The sequence below is a fragment of the Ensifer sp. R-19 genome, from assembly GCF_049905105.1.
Taxonomy (GTDB): Bacteria; Pseudomonadota; Alphaproteobacteria; order Rhizobiales; family Rhizobiaceae; genus Ensifer.
The window spans coordinates 913,549-937,039 of sequence record NZ_CP184569.1 but is presented as its reverse complement, the minus strand read 5'-3'; the positions used below and the strand labels follow the sequence as shown (position 1 = coordinate 937,039).

The 23,491-nt window shown below is 62.5% G+C and carries 22 protein-coding genes and 1 pseudogene; 13 read left to right on the top strand and 10 right to left on the bottom strand.

Annotation, left to right across the window (positions count from 1 at the left end; all coding sequences use genetic code 11):
- Positions 1–5: 5 nt before the first annotated feature.
- The 5 genes from ACN9MO_RS04460 to ACN9MO_RS04440 all read right to left on the bottom strand — a co-directional run bounded on the left by ACN9MO_RS04460 (position 6) and on the right by ACN9MO_RS04440 (position 7,803).
- A complete protein-coding gene (locus tag ACN9MO_RS04460; RefSeq protein ID WP_058329397.1) occupies positions 6–1,391 on the bottom strand; it encodes a virulence factor family protein in 1,386 nt (461 codons plus the stop codon).
- Entirely contained in the window at positions 1,388–3,997 is a 2,610-nt protein-coding gene (mprF, locus tag ACN9MO_RS04455; protein ID WP_093232191.1) for a bifunctional lysylphosphatidylglycerol flippase/synthetase MprF, read from the bottom strand. Before mprF ends, ACN9MO_RS04460 begins: the two co-directional genes overlap by 4 nt.
- Before the next feature lie 103 nt (positions 3,998–4,100).
- Positions 4,101–4,697, bottom strand: a complete 597-nt coding sequence (locus ACN9MO_RS04450) for an NUDIX domain-containing protein (protein ID WP_058329471.1) — start codon at positions 4,695–4,697, stop codon at positions 4,101–4,103.
- Between the two features lie 43 nt (positions 4,698–4,740).
- Positions 4,741–5,634: a cation diffusion facilitator family transporter gene (locus tag ACN9MO_RS04445; protein ID WP_113132291.1), complete on the bottom strand. Its 894-nt coding sequence runs from the start codon at positions 5,632–5,634 to the stop codon at positions 4,741–4,743.
- A 33-nt stretch (positions 5,635–5,667) separates the two neighbouring features.
- Positions 5,668–7,803, bottom strand: a complete 2,136-nt coding sequence (locus ACN9MO_RS04440) for a molybdopterin oxidoreductase family protein (protein ID WP_113132290.1) — start codon at positions 7,801–7,803, stop codon at positions 5,668–5,670.
- 68 nt (positions 7,804–7,871) lie between these two features.
- On the opposite strand from ACN9MO_RS04440, the gene ACN9MO_RS04435 reads away from it, so the two are divergent.
- The 4 genes from ACN9MO_RS04435 to ACN9MO_RS04420 all read left to right on the top strand — a co-directional run bounded on the left by ACN9MO_RS04435 (position 7,872) and on the right by ACN9MO_RS04420 (position 10,625).
- Positions 7,872–8,741, top strand: a complete 870-nt coding sequence (locus ACN9MO_RS04435) for a 23S rRNA (adenine(2030)-N(6))-methyltransferase RlmJ (protein ID WP_112995456.1) — start codon at positions 7,872–7,874, stop codon at positions 8,739–8,741.
- A 51-nt stretch (positions 8,742–8,792) separates the two neighbouring features.
- Positions 8,793–9,233 carry a hypothetical protein gene (locus ACN9MO_RS04430; RefSeq protein WP_058329402.1) on the top strand — a complete coding sequence of 147 codons (441 nt, stop codon included), beginning with the start codon at positions 8,793–8,795 and terminating at the stop codon, positions 9,231–9,233.
- A gap of 137 nt (positions 9,234–9,370) precedes the next feature.
- Positions 9,371–9,952: a ribonuclease T2 family protein gene (locus ACN9MO_RS04425; protein ID WP_425986709.1), complete on the top strand. Its 582-nt coding sequence runs from the start codon at positions 9,371–9,373 to the stop codon at positions 9,950–9,952.
- An 82-nt stretch (positions 9,953–10,034) separates the two neighbouring features.
- Entirely contained in the window at positions 10,035–10,625 is a 591-nt protein-coding gene (locus tag ACN9MO_RS04420; RefSeq protein ID WP_057252648.1) for a glutathione S-transferase, read from the top strand.
- Between the two features lie 61 nt (positions 10,626–10,686).
- Here ACN9MO_RS04420 and ACN9MO_RS04415 read toward each other — a convergent pair whose 3' ends face one another.
- Positions 10,687–11,325 (bottom strand): outer membrane protein, encoded by a 639-nt coding sequence (locus tag ACN9MO_RS04415; protein WP_057252653.1) that lies wholly within the window; start codon positions 11,323–11,325, stop codon positions 10,687–10,689.
- A gap of 367 nt (positions 11,326–11,692) precedes the next feature.
- On the opposite strand from ACN9MO_RS04415, the gene ACN9MO_RS04410 reads away from it, so the two are divergent.
- From ACN9MO_RS04410 to ACN9MO_RS04390, 5 genes are all read left to right on the top strand, one after another.
- Positions 11,693–12,457 carry an SDR family oxidoreductase gene (locus ACN9MO_RS04410; RefSeq protein WP_112995454.1) on the top strand — a complete coding sequence of 255 codons (765 nt, stop codon included), beginning with the start codon at positions 11,693–11,695 and terminating at the stop codon, positions 12,455–12,457.
- Positions 12,454–14,478 (top strand): excinuclease ABC subunit UvrC, encoded by a 2,025-nt coding sequence (gene uvrC / locus ACN9MO_RS04405; RefSeq protein ID WP_113132288.1) that lies wholly within the window; start codon positions 12,454–12,456, stop codon positions 14,476–14,478. Before ACN9MO_RS04410 ends, uvrC begins: the two co-directional genes overlap by 4 nt.
- 129 nt (positions 14,479–14,607) lie before the next feature.
- A complete protein-coding gene (pgsA, locus tag ACN9MO_RS04400) occupies positions 14,608–15,195 on the top strand; it encodes a CDP-diacylglycerol--glycerol-3-phosphate 3-phosphatidyltransferase (protein ID WP_057252657.1) in 588 nt (195 codons plus the stop codon).
- Entirely contained in the window at positions 15,192–15,452 is a 261-nt protein-coding gene (gene moaD, locus ACN9MO_RS04395; protein ID WP_093232186.1) for a molybdopterin converting factor subunit 1, read from the top strand. The genes pgsA and moaD overlap by 4 nt, the downstream gene beginning before the upstream one ends.
- Positions 15,453–15,456: 4 nt before the next feature.
- On the top strand, positions 15,457–15,924 hold the full coding sequence (locus ACN9MO_RS04390; RefSeq protein WP_093232185.1) for a molybdenum cofactor biosynthesis protein MoaE: 468 nt from the start codon (positions 15,457–15,459) through the stop codon (positions 15,922–15,924).
- 16 nt (positions 15,925–15,940) lie between these two features.
- Here ACN9MO_RS04390 and ACN9MO_RS04385 read toward each other — a convergent pair whose 3' ends face one another.
- Positions 15,941–16,837 carry a branched-chain amino acid ABC transporter permease gene (locus ACN9MO_RS04385; RefSeq protein ID WP_113132287.1) on the bottom strand — a complete coding sequence of 299 codons (897 nt, stop codon included), beginning with the start codon at positions 16,835–16,837 and terminating at the stop codon, positions 15,941–15,943.
- Between the two features lie 67 nt (positions 16,838–16,904).
- On the opposite strand from ACN9MO_RS04385, the gene ACN9MO_RS04380 reads away from it, so the two are divergent.
- Together ACN9MO_RS04380 and ACN9MO_RS04375 are read left to right on the top strand one after the other, a co-directional pair.
- Positions 16,905–17,465: a CGNR zinc finger domain-containing protein gene (locus ACN9MO_RS04380; protein WP_058320215.1), complete on the top strand. Its 561-nt coding sequence runs from the start codon at positions 16,905–16,907 to the stop codon at positions 17,463–17,465.
- Positions 17,462–17,971 (top strand): hypothetical protein, encoded by a 510-nt coding sequence (locus ACN9MO_RS04375; protein WP_057252666.1) that lies wholly within the window; start codon positions 17,462–17,464, stop codon positions 17,969–17,971. Before ACN9MO_RS04380 ends, ACN9MO_RS04375 begins: the two co-directional genes overlap by 4 nt.
- 76 nt (positions 17,972–18,047) lie before the next feature.
- Here the strand turns inward: ACN9MO_RS04375 and ndk are convergent, their stop codons facing one another.
- Positions 18,048–18,470, bottom strand: coding sequence for a nucleoside-diphosphate kinase (ndk, locus tag ACN9MO_RS04370; RefSeq protein ID WP_034803877.1), 423 nt, complete (start codon positions 18,468–18,470; stop codon positions 18,048–18,050).
- Positions 18,471–18,572: 102 nt separating this feature from the next.
- Positions 18,573–19,262, bottom strand: a complete 690-nt coding sequence (locus tag ACN9MO_RS04365; RefSeq protein ID WP_113132286.1) for a glutathione S-transferase family protein — start codon at positions 19,260–19,262, stop codon at positions 18,573–18,575.
- Positions 19,263–19,398: 136 nt separating this feature from the next.
- Between ACN9MO_RS04365 and ACN9MO_RS04360 the strand changes: the two genes are divergently transcribed.
- Positions 19,399–19,908, top strand: coding sequence for a DinB family protein (locus ACN9MO_RS04360; protein ID WP_113132285.1), 510 nt, complete (start codon positions 19,399–19,401; stop codon positions 19,906–19,908).
- Here ACN9MO_RS04360 and ACN9MO_RS04355 read toward each other — a convergent pair.
- Positions 19,894–22,530: a non-ribosomal peptide synthetase gene (locus ACN9MO_RS04355; RefSeq protein ID WP_425986696.1), complete on the bottom strand. Its 2,637-nt coding sequence runs from the start codon at positions 22,528–22,530 to the stop codon at positions 19,894–19,896. The two genes, ACN9MO_RS04360 and ACN9MO_RS04355, sit on opposite strands and share 15 nt — an antisense overlap.
- 83 nt (positions 22,531–22,613) lie before the next feature.
- Between ACN9MO_RS04355 and ACN9MO_RS04350 the strand changes: the two are divergent.
- Positions 22,614–23,471, top strand: a pseudogene (locus ACN9MO_RS04350) (hypothetical protein); the annotation flags it as partial.
- Between the last annotated feature and the right edge of the window lie 20 nt (positions 23,472–23,491).

Here is a 23,491-nt window from a genome sequence, read left to right as displayed (position 1 = left end):
ATTCATCACTTCGCCGACGCCAGCCTGCGATCGAGCGCATCGAGCACACGCCGCGTCAATGCCGGATAGTCCTCGTCGAAGTGATGGCCACCGTCGATGCCGATGACGTCGACGCCCGTTCCCTTCAATTCAGGGCAGGCATCATCCTCTTCGTCGGTGCCGTAGATGCATTGCACCAGCGCCGGATCGATGCGCTTGATGTCGTCGAGCGGATCGCCGCCCTTGCCATCGCCTTCCGCACCCAGCCAGCCGAGCACCGACACCTTGTAGTCGACCAAGTGCGACAGCGCCATCAGCGTCACCTGGCGGACATGCGCCTTTTCGCCTGATGGCAGCAGGTTGAAGGTTCGCGGCAGAACGTCGGCACCGAAGGAATAGCCGATCAGCAGTACGTTGCGCACGTTCCAGTGCTTGCGGTAGTAGCTCATCACTTTGGCAAGGTCGTCCGCCGTCGCCTGGGGATCGCGTTCCGACCAGAAATAATGCAGGGAATCGAAGCCGACGACCGGCACCCCCTGCTGCTGGAGGACGTCGCCGACTTCCTTGTCGATGTCACGCCAGCCGCCGTCACCCGAATAGATCACCGCCATCGTATCGCGCGTCGGCTTGGCGTCGAGAATGGTCAGCGGCAGGCCGAACGGGTTGCCGGCGTCGCTTTCGCTGTCGATGATATCCGAGAGATGGTCGGACAATGCCGTGAAGGCATCATCGTCACTGTCTTCCTGATCGACATCCGGATGCTTTGCGATAAGCGCGGCCACATGCGAGCGCCCATCCGCGGAGGCTGCCGGCGAGAAGACGACGGAGACCGGGTCCGGCAAGGCACCATCGGTCAAGCCATAGACCATGCGGTCGCCTTTCTTCACCTTATCGGCCGGAGTGCAGAGCTGTTTCCTGAGCGCGATGCCCTCCTCCGGATCGACCGCCAGCGTCTGGCCGATCGTGGCTGGCGGCGTCTGGGCGGCAATCGCGAGCGCCATGGCGCCACCGGCGCCGACACCGGCAACGATCGGCAGTTGGTAGGCATCGCTGCCGATGGCGCGCTGTACCTGCTGGCTGAGCGATTCGATATCGGAGACCATGTAGATGCAGTCGCCGTCATCCTTGGCGAGCGACGCGAGATAAGCCTTGAGATCGACACCGATGACGATGGTCTTGTCACCGGTGAGCGTATCAGCGACCGCCTGCTCCTTGTCCGTCCAGCCTGAAGCATCCGAAAGCAGCACGACCAGTGCGGTCGCCTTTTCCTTGGGCAACATGATGCGCGGCGACGGGATCATCCCGGTATCGTAGCTCTTCGGCGCGTCTTCCGCGGCAGCAGGAAGAATGGAAACCGAAAGCAGCAACGCCGCCGAGGTGAGGCATTTCCAGGCGTTCGCGACACGGATCATTTCTTCACCACTCCCTTGAGACCGCCGCCGATCAGGAATGTCGCATCCATCAAGGCGAGGATCGGATTGATGCCGCCACTGGCGACAAGATAGCGCGGTTGCCACTGCGGATGAAACTTCGACTTGAAGGCGCGCAGGCCCTTGAAGTTGTAGAAGCGCTCGCCGTGTTCGAAGAAGGTACGGCCGGCCCGATCCCATACCGGCGCGATCTGGCGCGTCGACATGCCGGACAGGGGTGCCATGCCGAGATTGAAGGCGCGGAACCCCTCCCCCTTCAGATATTCCATTACCTGGGCGAAGAGGAAATCCATGGCTCCCTTCGGCGCGTCCGGCGAGAAGCGCATCAGATCGACGGTGCCCTCCTCCTTCGTCCCGGTCACGAGGATATTGGCGAAAGCGACAATGCGTCCGTTACATGTGAGGATCGCAACCGGCTGCTCCGTCAGATAGTCCGGATCGAAGGCGCCGAGCGAGAAGCCCTTTTCCTTGGCGTTGTGATGGGCGAGCCAGGCATCGGAAACAGCCGTCAGGTCGGCCATGATTTCAGGAACGTCCGCCGGCGGCACGACCTGGAACTCCAGCCCGTCGCGCTGGGCGCGGCTGACCTGCTGGCGCAAGTTTGCCCACTTGCCGCCCTTCATCTCGAAACGGGCGAGATCGACGCGCGCCAGTTCACCGAGCCGGAAGGCGCGCAGCCCCGCATCGGCATAGTAGGCAAGCCCTTCGGCCGACACCTGGTAGAAAACCGCACGACAGCCGGCGGCTCGCGCCTTCTCGATGAAATGCCAGATCAGTTCCGGCCAGGCGTCGATTGGTCCGACCGGATCGAAGAGCGCAATCCAGGAACGGGCCCGCTGCCCGTACATGATGAAGGCCCGCCGGTCGGCCGAGAACAGGATGCTCTTGTCGCCCATGCGCACCAGATTGGCGTCGGACATGTTTTGCGCCTCGACGATCGCCAAGGCGCGCTCCATCGCATCGTCGGACGCGGGCTCCGCCGCCCCGGTTGCCGGGCGCATCAGGCTCCAGATCGCAAGCATGCTGGCACCGATGGTGACGCCAAGGAGCGCCCGCAGCCCACGCGGCGCCTCGGCCGAAAATTCGAACTGCCACCAGAGCTCGTGGCTGTATTCGACATCGCGGTAGACGAAGAGCAGGACGACCAGTCCGCCGAGGCAGATGACCCCAAGCGCCGTCAGCCACGGTATGGTGAGCGCCTGGCCAAAGAGGGATGCCGGACGGACGAACAGGCGACGGCTGACGAGCAGCCCCAGGAGAAAGAAGGCGAGCATGCCCGCTTCCACCACCGCGATCGCCTTGATCAGCGACAGCAGGAGTGCGGCGATCGCAATCACGATCGACGCCCACCAGGCACCATCCAGGCGCAGCGCCAGGCCGCGGGAGACGACGACGAGCGCAAGGCCGAGCAGGCTTGCGAGGAAATGGGCGCCCTCGACGATCGGCAGGGGCAGCAGGCTTTCAAGAAAGGCCAGATTTTCGTCGGGTGTCGGCGTCACGCTCGAAAGCACCAGCATGATCGCGAGCACGACGCCGAGCGTCGCCAGCAGCAGCGGCGTCATGCGGCCGCCAACGCGCCGCACACTTGAGGCGACCGGATGGCCGGAGAGCTGGCGGAGCTCGATGCCGATAACGACGGCGATCGCAATCACCAGCGGCAGCACGTGATAGATCACGCGATAGAGAACCAGCGCGCCGAGAATGGTGTCGACATCGGTGTTGTGGCCGAGCGTCGCGATGATGATCGTCTCGAAGACGCCGAGGCCGGCTGGAACGTGACTGAGAACACCGACGCCGACGGCGAGCGAGTAGACGGCGAGGAAAGCCGGCCAGCCGATGGTGCCGGCCGGCAGGAGCACATAGAGGACGGTTGCCGAAGCGGCGAGATCGAGCGCGGTCACCAGGAACTGGCGCGAGACCGTGCGCGAATCCGGCAGCCGCAATGTCAGGCGTCCGAGGCTGACCTCGCGGCCGTCGCGCGCAAGGAAGAACACGGTGAACAACCCGCCGAGGATGACGACGGCGATCAGGCGCAGCAAAAGCGGATCGAGCCCGGTCATCGGCGCCACATATTCGCCGACCGCCAGCAGGCTGAGGCAGGTCACCGTCAGAAGGCCGAGCCCAAAGGCAAGCGTCACGAAGGCAATGATCCGGGCAATATTTTCCGGCTCGATGCCGAGGCGGGAATAGGACCGGTAGCGGATCGCGCCACCGCTCAAGGCGCCAAAACCGGCGGTGTTGCCGACCGCATAGGCGCAAGCGGCCGTCAGCGCCACATCGGCATAGGGCAGCTTGCGCCGGACATAATCGAGCGCGCCGACGTCATAGAAGGTCAGCGCCAGGAAGCTCAGCGCCGTGAAGAACACCGCCGCCGCAAGCGACGCCCAGGGCGTATCTGCCAAGGCTTGGACGACTTCATCGTACTGAACTTCGGATGTCAGGTGAAAGATCGCAAAGCCGAAGAGAGCGATCACAAATAGCGTACCAGCGGCCGAAAGAGAGCGACGGTTGCGGCGCAGGAAGGAAATCCAGCCCCCCTCCGCCTGCTGCTCGTCGTCGGTTGCGCTTTCCGAAAGGGAGGATGTCATGGGGCGCCCATGTCAATGATGAGAACATCAGCGCTTTAGCTTACCCGATACCGATCAAAAAGTGAAATATCCGTAATAAATTATCTTCTTATAAAACAATGATTTAGCCGCTGAGTTCGTTGCGGTTGAGCTTTGCCCATTGCAGCAGCATGATCGTCTTGGCGTCGCAAATCTCGCCGGTGGCGATCATAGCGAAGGCCCGATCAAGCGGTATTTCGAGAACTTCGATGTCCTCTCCCTCATGCGCAAGCCCGCCGCCATCCCCACGCTTTTCCGTGACGTCGATGTGGCCGACGAAAAAGCTCGTGCGCTCGGTGAGCGCGCCCGGGCTCATATAGGCATCGAAAAGGTGGGTGGCGCCTTCGACATGGTAGCCGGTCTCTTCCAACGCCTCGCGGGCGATCGCAACTTCCGGGGTGTCGTCGTCCAACAACCCGGCCACCGCTTCGATCATGTAGGCCTCGTCCCCCTGCAAGAGCACGGGAACGCGCAGCTGCCGCACAAGCACCACGCTTTGCCGCTTGGCGTCGACGAGCAGGATGGTCGCGGCACTGCCATGATCATGAACCTCGCGCTTCAAGGTCGCGGTCATGCCGTTCGACATGTCCTGTTCGAGCGTCACTTCCTCAAGATGGATGAACCCGTCCCAAAGCGTGCGGCGACCGATGATCCTGACGCGCGGATCGTGATGTGTGCTCATGCGAAATCCTTCGTTGGCGGCAGCCATCCGGCCGTTCCTGCCTTCAGTGAACATGTTCCGACGCCGCACGGTCTTCCCGCTCCATCTGCAACGTCGTGTGATGGAGGTCGAACGCCTCGCGTAACCGCTCTTCGATCGCCCGGCGCACCGTTTCACCATCGGCGCCCTCGGCAAGCACCGCATGGGCGGTCAACGACGGTTGGTTTTGGGTGATTGCCCAGAGGTGAAGATCATGCACCGAGATGACACCAGGCACGGCGGCGATCGTCGCATGGACATCGGCGAGCCGCATGCCCGAGGGCACGCCCTCGAGCAGGATATTGACGCACTCCTTCAGCAGCACCCAGGTGCGCCGGAAGACCATGAAGCCGATACCGACGGCGAGCAGGGAGTCCACCCATTGCCAGCCGGTGAACCAGATGACCGCGGCACCGACGATGACGGCGAGCGAGCCGAGCATGTCCGACCAGACCTCGAGATAGGCACCCTTGACGTTGAGGCTCTCGTCCTTGTGGCTCGTCAGGAGCCGCATCAAGGCGAGATTGACGAGAAGGCCGATGACGGCGATCACCAGCATGCCGCCCGACTGGATCTCCTGCGGCTCCGACAGCCGCTTCCAGGCTTCGTAGAGAATGTAGAAGGCAACGGCGAGCAAGAGCAGCGCGTTGAAGGCGGCCGCCAGGATTTCGAACCGCGCATAACCGTAGGTGCGCAGCAGGTCGGATGGGCGGCGGCCGACATGGATGGCGACGAGCGCGATCGCAAGGGCCGCCGTATCCGTTAACATATGCATGGCGTCGGAGATCAACGCCAGGCTGCCGGTCAGTACTCCGCCGACGACCTCCGCCAGCATGAAGCCGCCGGTCAGGCCAAGCGACGCCCAGAGCCTCGAAACCGGCGTGCTACCGACATCTGCATGGTGGTGGTCGCCGCTCATGGAGGATTTCCGTCTGCCGTTGAACAACCTGATTTAGCGCGCCATCCTGACCCAGACCCGGTTGTCGTGAAAGGCGGCACCGCCATAGGGCGCCACCGCATCGGCACCGGTCAGCACGTTGATCCCTTCCCCGTCGAGATGGGCGCCGTTCGGCCAGAGCCCTTCCGCGATCACAACGCCGCGGCGCGTTCCCCCACCGATCTTCGCATGCAGGCGGATCTCACCACGCTGGTTTCCGAGCTGAACGATATCGCCATCGGCGATGCCGAGTGCCTCGGCGTCTTCGGCATGGAGCATCACTTCCGGACGCACTTCCTTCTGAATCGAGGACGGCGTCTCGGCAAAGGTCGAATTGAGGAAGGAGCGGGCCGGCGAGGTCGCGAGGCGGAAGGGATGTTCGGCGTCCGCAACCTCGATCAGGTCGACATGGTCCGGGAACTCCGGCAGCGCCGCATGCGGCCCCTGAATGCCCATGGACTTCGGCGGCCGGTTCGCCGCCGGCGTTCCCGTCCAGTCCGGCTTGAAGCGGAACTTGCCGTCCGGATGACCGAAGCCTTTGAGGTAGTGCGCGTCTTCGAATGCCGGCTGGCAGTCCAGCCACTTCTCTTGTCTCATCTCCTCGTAGCCGATGCCGTAGTTGGCAAGCAGCCGGTCGATATGCTGGCGCTCCGTCAGGCCGAAGCCGGCATGGTCGGCAACGCCCAAGCGCTTGGCCAGTTCCTCGATGACGAAGAGGTTGGTGCGCACGGTCGACGGCGGCTCCACCACCTTCGGACCGATCAGGATGTGCTGGTGACCGCCGCCACGATAGAGATCGTCATGTTCGAGGAACATGGTCGCCGGCAGCACGATATCGGCAACGGCGGCCGTATCGGTCATGAACTGCTCGTGCACGGCGACGAAGAGATCATCGCGCAGGAAGCCACGCTTCACCAGCCGCTGTTCCGGCGCGACGTTCACCGGATTGGTGTTCTGGATCAGCATCGCGGTCACCGGACCACGGTGGCGCAGTGCCTCGGCATCACCGGTCAGCACGCGGCCGATCTGCGACTGGTCGAGCATGCGGACATCCGGATCGTGGAAGGCCGAGCCCACCAGCTCGCGCTTGTCGAGCTTGAAGATGTCGTTGTTGGAGTGGAAGGCACCGCCGCCTTCATGCTTCCAGGAGCCAAGAACGGTGGCGACGGAGGCCGCCGCATGGATGGCGACCGAGCCGTTGCGCTGGCGGGTAAAGCCGTAGCCGAGGCGGAAATAGGTTCTGGGCGTCGTTCCGACAAGCTTGGCGAAGGCTTCGATTTCATCGACCGAAAGACCAGTGATGGCGGAAGCCCAGTCCGGCCCGCGCGACTTGAGATGCGCTTCGAGGCCGGCTGGGTCGTCGGCGAATTCCGTCATATAGGCCCGGTCGGCATGGCCGTCGCGAAAGGCGATGTGCATGACGGCGCAGGCCAGCGCCGCATCGGTGCCGGGCTTCAGCACCAGGCCCATATCCGCCTGTTTGACCGTCGGGTTGTCGTAGATGTCGATGACGACGATCTTTGCGCCGCGATCCTTGCGGGCCTTCACCGCGTGCGTCATTACGTTGACCTGGGTCGCGACAGCGTTCGTCCCCCAGATCACCACGCAATCGGCCTTGGCCATCTCGCGCGGATCAGGTCCGCGCAAGGCGCCGGTCGCCATGGCGAAGCCGGTCCAGGCCATGTTGGTGCAGATCGAGCCGAAGAAGCCGGAGTAACGCTTGGCGTGGCGCAGGCGCTCGATGGAATCGCGCTGCACCTGGCCCATCGTGCCTGCGTAGAAATATGGCCAGACGGCCTCTGCGCCATGCTTTTGCTCGGCGCGGATGAACTGGTCGGCGATCTCGTCGAGCGCCGCTTCCCAGCTGACGTCCTGCCAGTTCCCCTCGCCCTTGGCACCCTTGCGGCGCTGCGGCACCATGAGACGGGCCGGATGATAGATGCGCTCGGAATAGCGCGCCACCTTGGCGCAGATCACACCGGCGGTATAGGTGTTGGCGGAAGCGCCACGCACGCGGCCGATCCGCCCTTCGGCAGTCAGATCCACTTCCAGCGCGCAAGCGGAGGGACAGTCGTGCGGACAGACCGAATGGCCGATCGATTTTTCTGCTTTGATGGGGGTCGCAACGTTCATGGCTTTTCTATATGGCATCGACAAACGGGCTCAAAGAGCCAATCGTTCACCCATCGCAACAATTGATCCAGCCATCGGCGGCGCTCATGAACTATCGGCACATCTACCATGCGGGCAATTTTGCCGACGTCCTGAAGCACGCGGTGCTGGCGCGGCTGGTCACCTATCTCCAGCAGAAGGAGAAGGCGTTTCGCGTGCTCGATACCCATGCCGGCATCGGGCTTTACAACCTCTCCGGCGAAGAGGCGCAGAAGACCGGGGAATGGCGCGACGGCATCGGCCGGCTTCTCGAGGACGATCTGCCCGTCGAAATCGCTGCGATCCTCGCCCCGTATCTCGAAACCATCCGTACGCTCAATCCCGGCAGCGAGCTGAAGCTTTATCCCGGCTCGCCGAAGCTTACGCGCATGCTCTTCCGTCCGCAGGACCGGCTGTCTGCCATGGAGTTGCACCCGGACGACTATGAAACCCTGCATCGGCTTTTCGACGGCGACTTCCAGAGCCGGATCACCGAACTGGACGGCTGGCTGGCGCTCGGCGCCCATCTGCCGCCGAAAGAGAAGCGCGGGCTGATCCTCGTCGATCCGCCCTTTGAAAAGGAAGGCGAATACGAACGCCTCGCCGATGGCCTGGCGCGCGCCTACCGGCGCTTTGCCGGCGGCATCTATTGCCTCTGGTATCCTTTGAAGCAGGGCGCGCCGATCAAGGCTTTCCACGAAGCACTGAAGGCGCTCGAGATTCCGAAGATGCTCTGCGCCGAACTGTCGGTCCGCAGCGACCGCGAAACCACGGGCCTTTCGGGCTCCGGTCTCATCATCGTCAATCCGCCCTTCACGCTGAAGGGCGAACTCGACCTGCTGCTGCCGTTCCTGAAAGCACGGTTGGCGCAGGATCGCTTCGCCTCCGCCCGCTGCTTCTGGCTGCGCGGTGAAGAACAGGCAACCCGAGGGGCTTGACGGACGGGCGCGACACACCGCAATCTCCTGTGACGATATAGGGAGACGCCCATGACTCGCACGCTCGCAGCAACGCTTCTCATCTCGCTTTCCCTCGCCGCCGCCGCAGCGCCGGGCGCATCCGCCGCCGACTATATCGGCAGCGGCCAGGTCCAATCCTATAACGCAGGTGTTTGCAGCGAGTCCTCGGTGCTCGGTTTCATCACTTCGCGCTTCGAATACCGGGATGCGAACTACCTGCACGCCAATCTGTCGATCGCCGATATCCGCAACATGGGACAGAACCGGCAAGAGTTCCGCGATGAGACTCATCTGGTCGAGCGTGAATATTGCTACGCTACGGCGGTCATGACCGACGGCCAGCAGCGCTCGCTCTACTACCTCATCGAACGCCCCTGGGGCTTTGCCGGCGTCGGCAGGAGCATCGAGTTCTGCGTCGGCGGGCTTGATCCCTGGTATGTCTATGGCGCGCATTGCGCCTCGCTCCGCTAATCATGAAAGCAATCCGGAATGCGCGCCGGCTTCTGCCGGCGCTTCTCGTTGCGGCTAGCCTGGCCGGCTGCAGCGATCAGAGCACCGAGAAGGCGCCGCCGGCTGCCGAGACGAAACCTGCAAAAGCGATCGCCGCGGTGCCGATCGGCAGCGGATTCGATTTCTATGTGCTTTCGCTCTCCTGGTCGCCGACCTGGTGCGGCGACAACGATCCCAACGGAAAATCCAGACAATGCGAGATCGGCAGCAACCGCGGCCTGATTGTGCACGGCCTATGGCCTCAGAACGAAAAAGGTTTCCCGGATTTCTGCCCGCCGCGGCAATCGGACCGCGTGCCCTCCTCGCTCGGCAAGCAGTATCTCGATCTCATTCCGTCGATGGGCCTGATCGGCCATCAGTGGCGCAAGCACGGCACCTGTTCCGGGCTCAGTCAGGAGGACTACTTCGCCGTTACGCGCGCGGCCTGGAACAGGCTCGCTCTACCAACAGAACTCTTCCCGCCCCGGCAACAAACGAACATGTCCGTCAACGCGATCGAAAGCGCGCTCGCCGCCAAAAACCCTGGCATGACAAAAGACGCGGTCGCGGTCACGTGCGAAGGCAACATGCTCGAAGAAATCCGGATCTGCTTCGACAAGTCGCTGAATTTCCGATCCTGCCCGGCGGTCGATCGCCAGGCATGCAGGAAAGACAGCGTTTCACTGCCTCCGGCTCCATAGATATTTGTTCCTAGGCAATTCCGGACGCAATTCCGCTTCGCACTCTTGTCGGACTTGCTCTGGACCAGAAGAAAGACGCTCGATGAAGATACTGTACTCTCCTGCCTCGCCCTATTCGAACAAGGTTCGGATGGCGGCGCATTACGCCGGGTTCTCGGCCGACAGCGTGCTGACCGACACCGGAGCCAATCCACCCGAACTGATCGGCAACAATCCGCTCGGCAAGATACCGACACTCATCCTTAACGATGGGCGTTCGGTCTATGACAGCCGCGCGATCATGCACTTCATCGATCGGGAAACGAAGGGCAAGCTTTACCCGAAGAACGCGGGCAAGCGGACCGATGTCGAGATCCTCGAAGCTTTGTGCGACGGTGTCTGCGACAGCCTGCTGGCGATCGTCTACGAGAAACGTTCACACCCGCCGGAGAAGGTGCATCAGCCCTGGATCGACCGGCAATGGGAAAAGGTCGAACGCAGCCTCGACCATCTGAACGCCAACCTGCCGAAGACCGGAGCCAAGCTCCATGGCGGCCATTTCGCCCTTGCGGCGATGCTGCGCTACATCGAGTTGCGCTTTGCCGGCGAATGGCAGAAGGGTCGCGCCAAACTCAAGAACTGGCCGGCGAAGTTCGAAAAGCACTTTCCCGACTATTCCAAGTTCAAAGCGTAGGAAACGCGCACAAAAAAGGCCGGGTCGCCCCGGCCTTCTTGTTTGATCCGGCGAGAGCCGATCAGAACTTCACGCCCATACCGACGCGAACGCTGTGTTCGTCGTAACCGGAGGAGACGTTGGTGCCGCCCATCCGGAAGTCCTTCGAGCCGTAGTCCGTGTAACGGTACTCGACGCGTGCGGTGATGTTGTCGGTGACAAAGGTTTCCGCGCCGGCACCTGCGGTCCAGCCGACCATGGTGTTCTTGTCGGAAGCGCCACCAACGGTGCCCTTGGCCTGGCCGACGGCGAGACCGGCGGTGCCGTAAAGCAGAACCGGGTTCAGATCGACGCCGACGCGTGCGCGCAGCGAGCCGTTGACGCCCTGCTTCATGCGCAGGTTGCCCTTGCTCGAATCCTGACCGGAGTAGCCGACATCCGCTTCGCCGCCGTATACGATCTGGCCGCTCTGCATGTTGTAGCCGCCGTAGAGACCGCCGCCGAAGCCGGCTGCCGTGTTGCTGCCGGTCGCGTCAAACTGACCATGGTGCCAATCGGCGGTACCACCGACATAGGCGCCCGACCAGTTCTTCTGCGCCGGCTCGGTGTATTCGGCCTGCGGAGCAGCCGGAACTTCGTCGATCGCATCAGCAGCCTGGGCGGCCTGGAAGGCGATGAGGGTCATAGCCGAAGCCATGAGGGTGGTAGTGAGCGTACGCATAAATATTCTCCTTTTCGTACCGATGCCCCTTGGGCTTGGGGTCCCACAGTGAAACATCGGACAACTTTCAATTAACCCGCCCGGTTGAGCTGAAATTGGTCAGCAAATGCGGATTCACAAGAGCCAAAATGTGAAATTTTGGTGGCACAAACACGCCCGAAATTTGATGTTGCCTTGGCGCAACAGGGGATTTATTAACCATAATTCAAGATTAACGAAAGATATACTATACACATACAAAATAATACAATTTACGCCAATTCCATTAATTTTTCGGCAAGGAACTGTCAGGGAGTGTTTCAGGCTCACGTTTCTTGCCTATATCTTGGTCGGCTGACGCGAAGATTCGAAAAAGCGGGATGAAACGTTGAAGAAAGCACGGAAGGCCGCCCTCGTGACCGGGGGCGCCAAGCGGATCGGCAAGGCTATAGTTGAGGACCTCGCGGCCCATGGCTTTTCGGTCGCCATTCATGCCGACGCCTCATTCGACGAAGCGGAAGCTCTGGTCGAAGCACTCTCGAAAGGTGGAGCGAAGGCCGTCGCGCTTCGCGCCGACCTCACCGATACGGCCGAGACTTCGACGCTCATCGCACGCGCCGCAGAGGCGCTTGGCCCGCTGAACCTGCTCGTCAACAATGCCTCGGTCTTCAAGAAGGACAGCCTCGACGCTTTCGACGAATCAATCTGGGATCAGCACTTCGCCCTGCATGTGAAGGCCCCTTCCCTGTTGGCGCGCGATTTCGCTGAACTGCTTCCGGCGGACGCCAATGGACTCATTGTCAACGTGATCGACCAGCGCGTCTGGGCTCCCAATCCGCGCTTTTATTCCTATATGTTGTCGAAGTCGGCGCTTTGGACCGCTACCCGGACGATGGCGCAGGCGCTCGCCCCGCGCATCCGCGTCAACGGTATCGGCCCCGGGCCGACTTTGCCAAACGAGCGGCAGGACCCGCAGGATTTTGAGGCGCAGGTCGAAGCCCTGATTCTCAGACGCGGGCCGACGCTCGACGAATTCGGACGGACGATCCGCTTCCTGTTCGACACGCCGTCGATTACCGGACAGATGATCGCGCTCGACGGGGGCCAGCACCTCGCCTGGGAAACGCCCGACATCAGGGAGATAGTGGAATGAACGGACGCGTGCCGACAGACGGCGGCATCCTCTATGACGGCAGCGAAGCGGAAGACGACGACGATCTGATCGAGGTCGCAGAAAGCACGAGTGCCACGCCACCCGTCGAGTGGAACGAGAATTGCGCCGAGATGGAAGGCTTGAAGGGCGCGGAGCTGATCCAGGCCTTCGTCAAGCTCCTGCCAAACGGCCCTGGCGTCTACCGCATGTTCAACGAGACCGGCGACGTTCTCTATGTCGGCAAGGCGCGCAGCCTGAAGAAGCGCGTCAGCAACTATGCCCAGGGACGCGGCCATTCCAACCGCATCGCGCGCATGGTGCGCGAGACCGCCAACATGGAGTTCGTGACGACGCGCACCGAGATCGAGGCGCTGCTGCTCGAAGCGAACCTGATCAAGCGCCTCCGGCCGCGCTTCAACGTGCTTTTGCGCGACGACAAGTCGTTTCCCTATATTCTGGTGACGGGCGACAGCCGGGCGCCGGCGCTTTACAAGCACCGCGGCGCACGCAGCCGCAAGGGGGACTTCTTCGGCCCCTTCGCGTCGGCTGGTGCCGTCGGGCGAACGATCAATTCGCTGCAGCGCGCCTTCCTGCTCAGGACCTGTACCGACAGCGTCTTTGAGACCCGGACGCGCCCCTGCCTGCTCTACCAGATCAAGCGCTGTTCGGCCCCCTGCACCGGCGAAATCAGCGACCCCGACTATGCGGAACTGGTGCGTGAGGCCAAGGATTTCCTGTCGGGCAAGAGCCAGGCGGTGAAGGCGACGATCGCCGCCGCCATGGGCGAGGCCTCGGAGAACCTCGACTTCGAACGAGCGGCCCTTTACCGCGACCGCCTGGCGGCGCTCAGCCACGTCCAGAGCCACCAGGGCATCAACCCCGCCGGCGTCGAGGAAGCGGACGTCTTCGCGATCCACCACGAGGGCGGAATTTCCTGTATCCAGGTCTTCTTCTTCCGCACCGGACAGAACTGGGGAAACCGCGCCTATTTCCCGAAGGCGGACCCGTCGCTGCCGACAGCGGAGGTGCTTTCGCAGTTCCTGGCGCAGTTCTACGACGACAAGCCCTGTCCCCGGCAGATCCTTCTCTGCGAGGCGGTGGAGGAGCAGGAATTGCTCGGCCAGGCGCTGAGCGAAAAGTCCGGATACAAGGTCGCGATCCAGGTGCCGCAGCGCGGTGAGAAGAAAGATCTCGTCGATCATGCGCTCGCCAACGCGCGCGAAGCCCATGGCCGCAAGCTGGCGGAAACCGCCTCGCAATCGCGCCTGCTCGAAGGCTTCTCGGAAACCTTCAAACTGGAGCGCGCACCGCGCCGCATCGAGATCTACGACAACTCCCACATCATGGGCACCAATGCCGTCGGCGGCATGGTCGTTGCGGGGCCGGAGGGCTTCGTCAAAGGCCAGTACCGCAAGTTCAACATCAAATCGACCGACATCACCCCCGGCGATGACTTCGGCATGATGCGCGAAGTGATGACGCGGCGGTTCTCGCGACTGCTGAAGGAAGAAGGCAAACCGGACCGGAGCGCCGAGGCAACCGATGATGGTGCCTTCCCCGCCTGGCCGGATGTGGTCCTCATCGACGGCGGCCAGGGGCAGATGACCGCCGTGCGGGCCATCCTGAAGGAGCTCGATGTCGAAGACTGCGTCACCGCGATCGGCGTCGCCAAGGGTGTCGACCGCGACGCCGGACGCGAACGCTTCTTCGCGCTTGGCCGCGACAGCTTCACGCTGCCGCCGCGCGATCCGGTGCTCTACTTCATTCAGCGACTGCGCGATGAAGCGCACCGTTTTGCGATCGGCTCGCATCGCGCCCGCCGCAAGAAGGAGATGGTCAAGAACCCGCTCGACGAAATCGCCGGCATCGGGCCGACGCGTAAGCGCGCGCTGTTGACGCATTTCGGCACCGCGAAGGCCGTCTCGCGCGCGGGCATCAACGACCTGATGGCCGTCGCCGGGATTTCCGAGACGGTGGCCCGGCTGGTCTACGAACATTTCCACGACGATGGTGCCAAATGACAACCGGGTGTCACAATTCACCGGGCGTTCACATGGAATCAGGCAAATATGACAATTGCCGCGTGATGACCTGTTGACCTCCGGTCAGCAAAGTCATTCTGTACCTGACGAACCAGAGAACACGAATCCATGCCCACGCCCGTCGCCTACAGCATCCCGAACCTGCTCACCTATTTCCGAATCCTGATCGTGCCGCTGATCGTCCTTTGCTTCTTCATCGAAGGGCGGCTGCACAGTTCGGATTTCGCGCGCTGGACGGCGGTCACGCTCTTCGCGATTGCGTCGATCACCGACTTCTTCGATGGCTATCTCGCCCGCATCTGGAAGCAGACGTCGAACATCGGCAAGATGCTCGATCCGATCGCCGACAAGCTGCTGGTCGCCTCGATCCTGCTGCTCGTCGCTGCCGATGGTACCATCGCCGGCTGGTCGATCTGGGCGGCGATCATCATTCTCTGCCGCGAAATCCTGGTGTCGGGCCTGCGCGAATATCTGGCGGCACTCAAGGTCAGCGTACCCGTCACCCGCATCGCCAAGTGGAAGACGACGATCCAGATGGTCGCCATCGCCTTCCTGCTCGCCGGTCCTGCTGGCGACAAGATTTTGCCCTATACGACGGAAGCGGGTATCGTGCTCCTGTGGATCGCCGCCGCCATCACGCTCTACACGGGCTACGACTATTTCCGCGCCGGCCTCAAGCACGTGGTCAACGAATGAGCACCGTCAATCTCGTCTATTTCTCCTGGGTGCGCGAGCGCATCGGCAAGGGCGAAGAGACCCTGGACGTTCCCTCAAGCGTCGTTACCATCGCCGACCTGCTTCAGCATCTGAAGACGCTCGGCGAGGAATACGAGACGGCGCTCGAACATGAAAATGTGATCCGCGCGGCCATCAACCAGGAACATGTCGACCACAAGGAGCCGATCGCCGGCGCCCGCGAGATCGCCCTGTTCCCGCCGATGACGGGCGGCTGAGCCCATGAACGCGCCGGTGAACGTGCGCGTCCAGCGCGAGGATTTCGACCTCAATACGGAGGTCGCGAAGCTCTCTGCCGGACGGGCCGATGTCGGCGCGGTCGTCACTTTTTCCGGGCTTTGCAGAGATGAAGCGGGCACGCTCGCTGCCCTCGAGCTCGAACATTATCCAGGCATGGCCGAAGCGGAGATCGAACGCATCTGCCACGAGGCGGTCGAGCGCTTCTCGCTGCAGGCCGCCACCGCCATTCACCGCTACGGCAAGATCATGCCCGGGGACAACATCGTCCTCGTTGTCGCCGCGTCGCGGCACCGGCAGGCCGCCTTCGACGGCGCCAACTTCATCATGGATTTCCTGAAGACCTCAGCGCCTTTCTGGAAGAAGGAGCACCTTGACGACGGCACCACCGGCGGCTGGGTCAGCGCCAAGGATGCCGACGACACGGCGCGGGACCGCTGGTCGACGAAATAGTGCGCATCCCTCGGGATCAGGGAATAACCTTCTCCTTGCGCGTCACCGCAAGCACGATGACCAGAAACCCGAAGATTGCAAAGTCGCGCCAGAGGATCGGACCGTAAGCGCTCCACAGTGTTTCCAGCAGGCCGATCCCGGCGGCGCCAAGGGCTGCAAAAAGCGGCGAGGCCTGGCCGCCGATCGCGGCGATGAACAGCACCTTGACGCCGAAGGTGAGGCCCGTGCCAAAATCCATATTGCCGTAGTAGGACGCAGCGAGAATGCCGCAGACGGCGGCGATCAAAGATGCCGCGCCATAGGCGGCGATGTAAACGGTCGCGGCATCGACACCGCAGAGCGCTGCAGCCTCCCTGTCCTCCGAGACGGCGCGCCAGAACCGCCCGGCCCGTGAATGTGTGAGATACCAGTGCCCGACGGCCACGAGCGCGGCCATGAGCACGGTGTTGCCGAGCTGGATCACCGTCAAGGTCACAGGAAAGCGAGGATCGTCCCAGAAGACGATATTCCCGTTCAGGAACGGCGGCAGCCACAGGCTGCGTGTCTCAGAGGCGAGCCGCGCCGTTTCCATCAGCACCAGCAGGCAGCCGAGCGAAGCGACGACGACGGTGTTGGCGGAGGAAAAGGCGAGCGGCCGCATGACATAACGCCCGGCGACGAGCCCGGCGCCAACGCTGAAGCTCAGGGCCGCAGCCGCGCCGAGGCCAAGGGCGGCCGGCAACACCAGCCACAGCCGGTTCCAGCCGAAATCAGCAAACAGCACGAACATCTGGCCCGAGAAGGCAAAGAGCGCGCCATAGGTAAGATCCGCCCGACGCGTCACGGCGAAGGCGATGGCATAGCCGAAGGCGAGCGCCGCATAGAGCGCAGCGATTGGGACGGCATTGGCGAGCTGCTGCAGAAAATAGAGCATGGCGCATCCGGAGCGTGACAAGATCAATATAACTGGTAAAATCAATTTTACCAGTTAGGATTTTCGCATGACCTTCACCTGGACAGCCCATCGATTTGCCGGCGGCGCGCTGGCGCTAGACGTGGCCAATTCCATCATCCTGCGCGCCGATCCGGAGCGCCGGATCGACCGTTTCGCCGATGTCGCGGCAATCGATTCCTTTGCGGAAGCGGCCAACCGTTTCGGGGCGGAGAGTGCCCGCTTCGGTGCACTGGCGCCCGTCGCAGCGGAGAATCGCGGCCGGCTGCTGCAGCTGCGCGAAGCGACTGACCGGCACTTTCGCGCGGCGATATCGGCCAAGGGACGGCCGGAGTTCTTGGCCGATTTGCTCGAGGCGATTGCGGCGGTTCTGCGCGGTTCCCTGCCCCACGTCGGCGCACTTTCGCTCGACGCGGCGACGGCGCAATCTGCCCTCAGCCTTGCCGCCAGCACCGAGCCCGACCGGCTGAAGATCTGTCCGAATTGCGGATGGCTGTTTCTCGACCGCAGCCGCAACCGCAGCCGGACCTGGTGCGATATGGCGGTCTGCGGCAATCGCACCAAGGCCAAACGCCACTACCATCGCAACAGGGAGGAAACCGGCTTATGACGAGGATGATCGTTACGCTTGCGGCGGCCGCCATCACGCTGCTCGCCGCCGGGTGCCAGCGTGAGACCGGTCCGGATCCGCTGAAGCTGACGGGAAAGATGTTCGTCTTCAACTATCGTCTCGCCTATGCGGTCTACACGATCACACTGCAGAAAACAGAGCCCGTGCCCGAGGGCAGCGTCGTCATTGCCACCTTCGAGAATCCGGTGGGCGGCGCGCCGTTCACGCTGACGCGCAAGCTTTTTCCAAAGCTCGACAGGGTGGTGCTGGAAAGTCCTGATTTGACCTGTGTGAAAAAGGAAAGGCCTTATGCGGTGACGATCGAGGTCAAAGGACCTGCCGGCGAAACGCTGCAGAAACTGGAGACCACAGTCGTCTCCGATATCGACCAGGACATCCTGCCGGCGAAGCCGCTGGTCGAAGGCCCCGCTTACGACAAGAACCCCGAGGTCTTCAGGGACGGCAAGGCGCCCGAACATTTCGAGACGGCGACTTGCCCGATATGAAAAAACCGGAGCGTTTCCGCTCCGGTTCAAATCCGAGTCAATTCAAGCCTTTGCGGCTCGAACCGAAGATTTTGAATCAGCCGACGATCTCGGTGCCCGAGAACCAGTAGGCGATTTCTTCAGCAGCGGTTTCCGGAGCATCCGAACCGTGAACCGAGTTTTCGCCGATCGACAGGGCGTGAACCTTGCGGATGGTGCCTTCGTCAGCGTTTGCCGGGTTGGTGGCGCCCATGACTTCGCGGTTCTTGGCGATTGCATTTTCGCCTTCGAGAACCTGAACGATGGTCGGGCCGGAGGACATGAACTCGACCAGTTCGCCGAAGAACGGACGTTCCTTGTGAACGGCGTAGAAGCCTTCGGCTTCGCGGCGGCTCATCCAGACGCGCTTGGAAGCGACGACGCGCAGGCCGGCATCTTCGAGCATCTTGGTGATGGCGCCGGTCAGGTTGCGCTTGGTCGCGTCCGGCTTGATCATCGAGAAGGTACGTTCAATAGCCATTGGCTCAAATCCCTTGTTTCTTGAGAAGTGGCGGTTCATTAGCCGCCAATCCCGCGCAAAACAAGGGGGTTCACCGATGATTCGGCTCGGGCCAAGCGGGTTTCACGCAGCCGTCACACTACGTCCAAGCCCACCGTGCAGATCGAGGCACCGCTCGAACCAATCGGTGACGGGATCGCCTGGCTGAAGCAGGCGCTGCGGCGAGACGATGCGCGCCCACTGAAACGCGCCGAAGACGATGTAGTCGGCGAAAAGCGGCGACGCGCCGCCCAGGAAATCCTGAAACTTCAGCATATGGCGCAAAGGCTCAAGTTTCTCGGCGAGGGTTTCGAGCGCGGCGCCACCGCTTTCGGCTACCGCTTCAAGCGACTTGCCAAAGCGCTTCTCGCGGCTCTGGCGGAAGTAGGCCTGATCGATCGGATCGAGGCGATCGTGAATATCCCTGATGATGATGCGGGTGATGGCGGGATGCAGCGTCGTCTGCGACCAGCCCTCGACGAAGCGGGAGATCGCCATCGCCCCCTCACCGCCGAAGAGCGGCGGGCGATCCGGATAGGTTTGTTCGAGATAAAGCGCGATCTCGAAGCTGTCCTTCACCAGACGTTCGCCGTCCCGCAGCAGCGGCACCAGGCTCGTCGCCCCATCCTCGACCGCGGGGATCTCGGTGAAGCCGATCGGCACGACGTCGAAATCGAGCCCCTTGTGCGCGAGCGACATCTTCGTCTTCCACACATGCGGCGAGAAAGGACGCGTCCTGTCGGCCCCGCAAAGCGAATAGAGTTTTCTCGACATATAAACTCCCGGTCGGTTGGCGTCCCGTTGAACGACAAATCGGCCACGTCATCAAATCAGTAAATTTCATGAGTGATATCAGCCACAGAAATGCGGTTTCGAGTTAGCTTCGCCGCCCCTTCAAAGGAGATACCCGATGCTCGATCACTTTCGCATGTTCGCCGACTATAACCGCTGGGCGAACCGCCTGATCTATGCCGCTGCGGCAGAACTGACCGATGCCGAATTGCGGGAAAGCCGCGGCGCCTTCTTCGGCTCGCTGCTTTCGACCCTCAACCATATCCTCGTTGCCGACCGGGTCTGGATGAAGCGCTTTACGCACGAGGGCGATGCCCCCACCGCGCTCAATACGATCCTGCACGACGAATTACCGGCGCTTGCCGCTGCCCGCACTGTCGAAGACGAACGCATCATTGCCTGGATCGACGGCCTGAGTGATGCACGCCTTAGCGCCGTCCTCACCTATACGCCGCTCACCAACCCCACGGTCATCATGCAGAAGCTGGCGCCGACGCTCGGGCATTTTTTCAACCATCAGACCCATCATCGCGGCCAGGCGCATGCGACGCTGACCGCACTCGGCCGCCCGTCCATAACGCTGGATCTCGCGTATTTCCTGAGAACCCAAGGGTCAAAGTGGGCGTAGCGCAGACCGGAGCGCGCCCAACCCAAGCGACCGCAAGGGTCGGAGCTCACGCTTCCGCCACTCCGCAAGCTTCTTGAGCACCTGACGCTGGCCGAGCCAGGCGACCAGGCCGAGCGCGACACCGCCAACGATCGACAGGACCGAAAACGCCACGGTTGGCAATGCCGGCTGCAGCGGCAGCATCAGCAACTCCGGCACGAAGCGGTGCAGGATGTAGATGTGGAAACCCGCCGCCGACAAAGGCAGGATGAGCTGTGCCGCCCAGCGCGGCACATTGATGCGCGGGAGATAAAGCAGCGCTGCCAGGACGGCGATTTGCAGGAGGTATTTGATCTTCGTCCCGATCCAGACCCCCTCGTATAGGCCGAAGAACAGGAACGCCCCTGTGCCGGCCGTCATCAGCAGCAGCCGTTGTTTGGCCGTTTCTGCGACAGCGGCACACCAGCCGATGACCGCGAGATAGAATATCCACGGCAGGGTAAAAATCTGGCGATTGCCGATCGGCCACAGGAGCGGCAGCGTCAGCCGGGCGGCGAGCGCCGCCAGGAGCAGGCTCATACCGGCGGCGAAAGGCCTTGCCGATACGAACCGCCGGAACTGTGGGATGGCGAAGAGCCCGACGAAGACGAGCATCATCTGGCAATAGGCTTCGATGAACCAGTAGAGATACGGCACCATGCCGTGCGTCTCCGGCAGGGCCACACCGAAATTGCCGACGAGGAAGACCGAGGCCCAGGGCACCTCGCCCCAGGCGACCGCATAGGCGGCGACGATCAGATAGTATGGCACGAGCACCTGGGCGAGTGGGCGCAGGATGGCCAGGCCGTCTCCCGCCAGAAGCGGGCCCATCTGGAAGCGGGCGAGGCTGAAGCCCGCGAGAACGACCATGGCTGCCGATCCGCCGGGGATGGGCCAAAGCAATTCGTGGTGCAGCACGACCAGCAGAATGGCCAGTGCGCGGATCACGAGATCCGTCCCGATCCGCCGCGTGGCGGTCTCGCGACGCTCCTCCGCCGATAACTCGGCGATAGACAAGGTCTCCCAGGCGTCGGGAACCTGTCCCAGCGCCTTTTCCAGACCGATCGAGAGCTGAACGAAGCGCAGGGAATCACCGCCCAGCGACACAAAACTGTCGGAGCGTTTTACCCTTTTCGGATAGAAGACCTGCGCAAAAAGCTCTTCGATGCCACCGTTGTCGTCGTCAACGTTCGCCGCAGCCTGGCGGGCCGCCATGTTCAGCGCGTTGTAGTCGACCTTGCCGCTGGCAAGCCGCGGCATTTCGGCAAGCGGGGTGGCCTTGAGATGCGAAAGCGTCAGCCCGCTTGCCTGTGCGAGGAACCGTCTGATCTCTTCCGCATCGCGGCTGCCGGCATAAAAGGCGTGAAGGCCGGCATCGTCACCGACGACTGAAGCAGTAATGCCGCGCCTTTCGAGCGCCGCTTCCAGCACATCGTGAGCGATCCTGAGGCCGGCGATCTTGGAAATCCGCTTCATGCGGCCGACGATTTGGAAAAGGCCGTCTGCATGGCGCATCGCGAGGTCACCGGTGCGCAGTTCGGTGAGTTCGGCGCCGCGGCAAAGATCGTCGCGCGATGTGGCATAGCCCATCATGACGTTCGGGCCGTGATAGACGAGTTCGCCGGCCACACCGTCGTTTTCAATCGGCGCTCCGCTCTCGTTCTCGATCAAAAGGCGCCCACCGGGAATCGCGACGCCGATCCTGTCTTCGTTGCCGGCAAGCAGGACGGGCGGCACATAGGCGATACGCGCGGTGGCCTCGGTCTGGCCGTACATGGCGAAGAAGGCCGCGCCTTGGGCCTTTAGGTGGTCGTTGTACAGACGGATGACGTCCGGGCTCAACCGACCGCCCGCCACGGTCATGAAGCGCAAGCGCGGGAACCGCCGATCGCGGAAGCCCACCTTCTCCAACAATTCGTAGGAATAGGGCACGCCCGCAAGGTTGGTACTGTCGCTTGCAGCGAGACCTTCGAGAAAATCGGTATCGAGGATCGATCCACCGGGAATATAGAGGCTGGCGCCGACTGCCAGGTGAGAATTCAGCACCGACAGGCCGTAGGAATAATGGAGCGGCAGAATGAGGCAACCGCGGTCATCCGCCGTCAGGCCGAGATAGTCGGCGATGGACGCGGCGTTTACGGAGATGTTTTCCCGGGACAAGCGGACGGCCTTGCCACAACCGGTGCTGCCCGATGTCGAGAGCATCACCGCCAGCTCGGAATGCGGCGCACTGCCATTTTGCCGCAGCGGCTGTTCCGTGCGCCAGCGGCCGTCAATCCGGCGAAAGGCATGATCGGGATCGAAGGCATCGACCCAGGATCCGGCAGCCGCGTTCTTCGGGGCTTGCATCGCCACGGCATGTCCAGCTGTCAGCGCTGCCAGATAAGCGACGATGGCATGTTCGGAAAGCTCGGCCTCGATCGCCACCAGCCCACGCGGGCCGCGGAAGGACGGCGCCTGGCGCGTGACCCGCTCGCCGAGTTCCCGATAAGTGACAACCCGCTGCCCGGAAAAGACCAGCGCCGGCCGGTCGCCCCATTTCGCCAGATCCGCAATGAACGAGAGGGACATCCTTGACCGTCGCTGTTTGCCTCGGGCCCCCATGCCCGATTTAGCAGCGCCGAATATAATTGGTGACTAAAGGCGTCAAGTATAAAGATTGTCCGGACTGACGGCTGTCAGTTGGCATGCGATTCTCGGTTGCGTCCGACCGCGAGCAGAGGGAATTCAGCAACCATACCGGGCGCGAATGGGCGGCCGGCCGAAATCTTCAGACTCCCTTAAATGCGGGCTTCCATAGTGCCGTTGGATCCGGACACCACTATCCGGCACACATTGGGGACCACGACAGAATGACCAGGCAAGTTCCAGCGGACGCCAGCCGATCGCAGGCGAGGCAGGCGGCGATCATTCTGAAAGTGGCGCATGCAATGTCCGCGCACGGGGTCGCTGCCCTGCCCCGCAACTACGAGCTTTTCTACGAGGCGCTGTCCGGTCGCCTACCCCAGCTTTCCCGGGAGCTTGCCGAGCTCGGGCACAATCCGCAACAGGACTCACTGGACGCTTTGGGCCTCAAGCACCACCTCGTCTCCCACGTAGCCCTCGCCGCGGACCGGGCGAGAGCGACAGCCCAGGAAGCCCTCGCCGACATGGCCAGCACGCTCAAGCTTGCGCTGGCGCAGAAGCAAACATTCAAGACCGAACTCGATCATTTCGCCGGTCGGTTGGCAGCTGACCCTGTCGTCGGCCTGTCGGAGTTCGCGGACGACGCCGCGCGGCTGCGCGAAGCGGCAGGCCGTTTGATGAACGAAGAGAATGCTCTGCAGCACGCCTTGGAAACCAGTGCGCAGCGCATGGCCGAACTCGAGGGAGATCTCGCCGAAAGCCGCCGGTCGCTCACCCGCGACCCCGCTACCGGCTTGCCGAACCGTCTGGCGCTGACCGCGAAGCTCGACTCCATTCTCGAAACGGAGCGAACCGACCAGCCGGTTGCCATGCTTCTCGTCTCTGTCGAAGGGCTTCGCGAGATGGCCGAGCACCACGGCGGCACGGTTGCGAGCAAGGC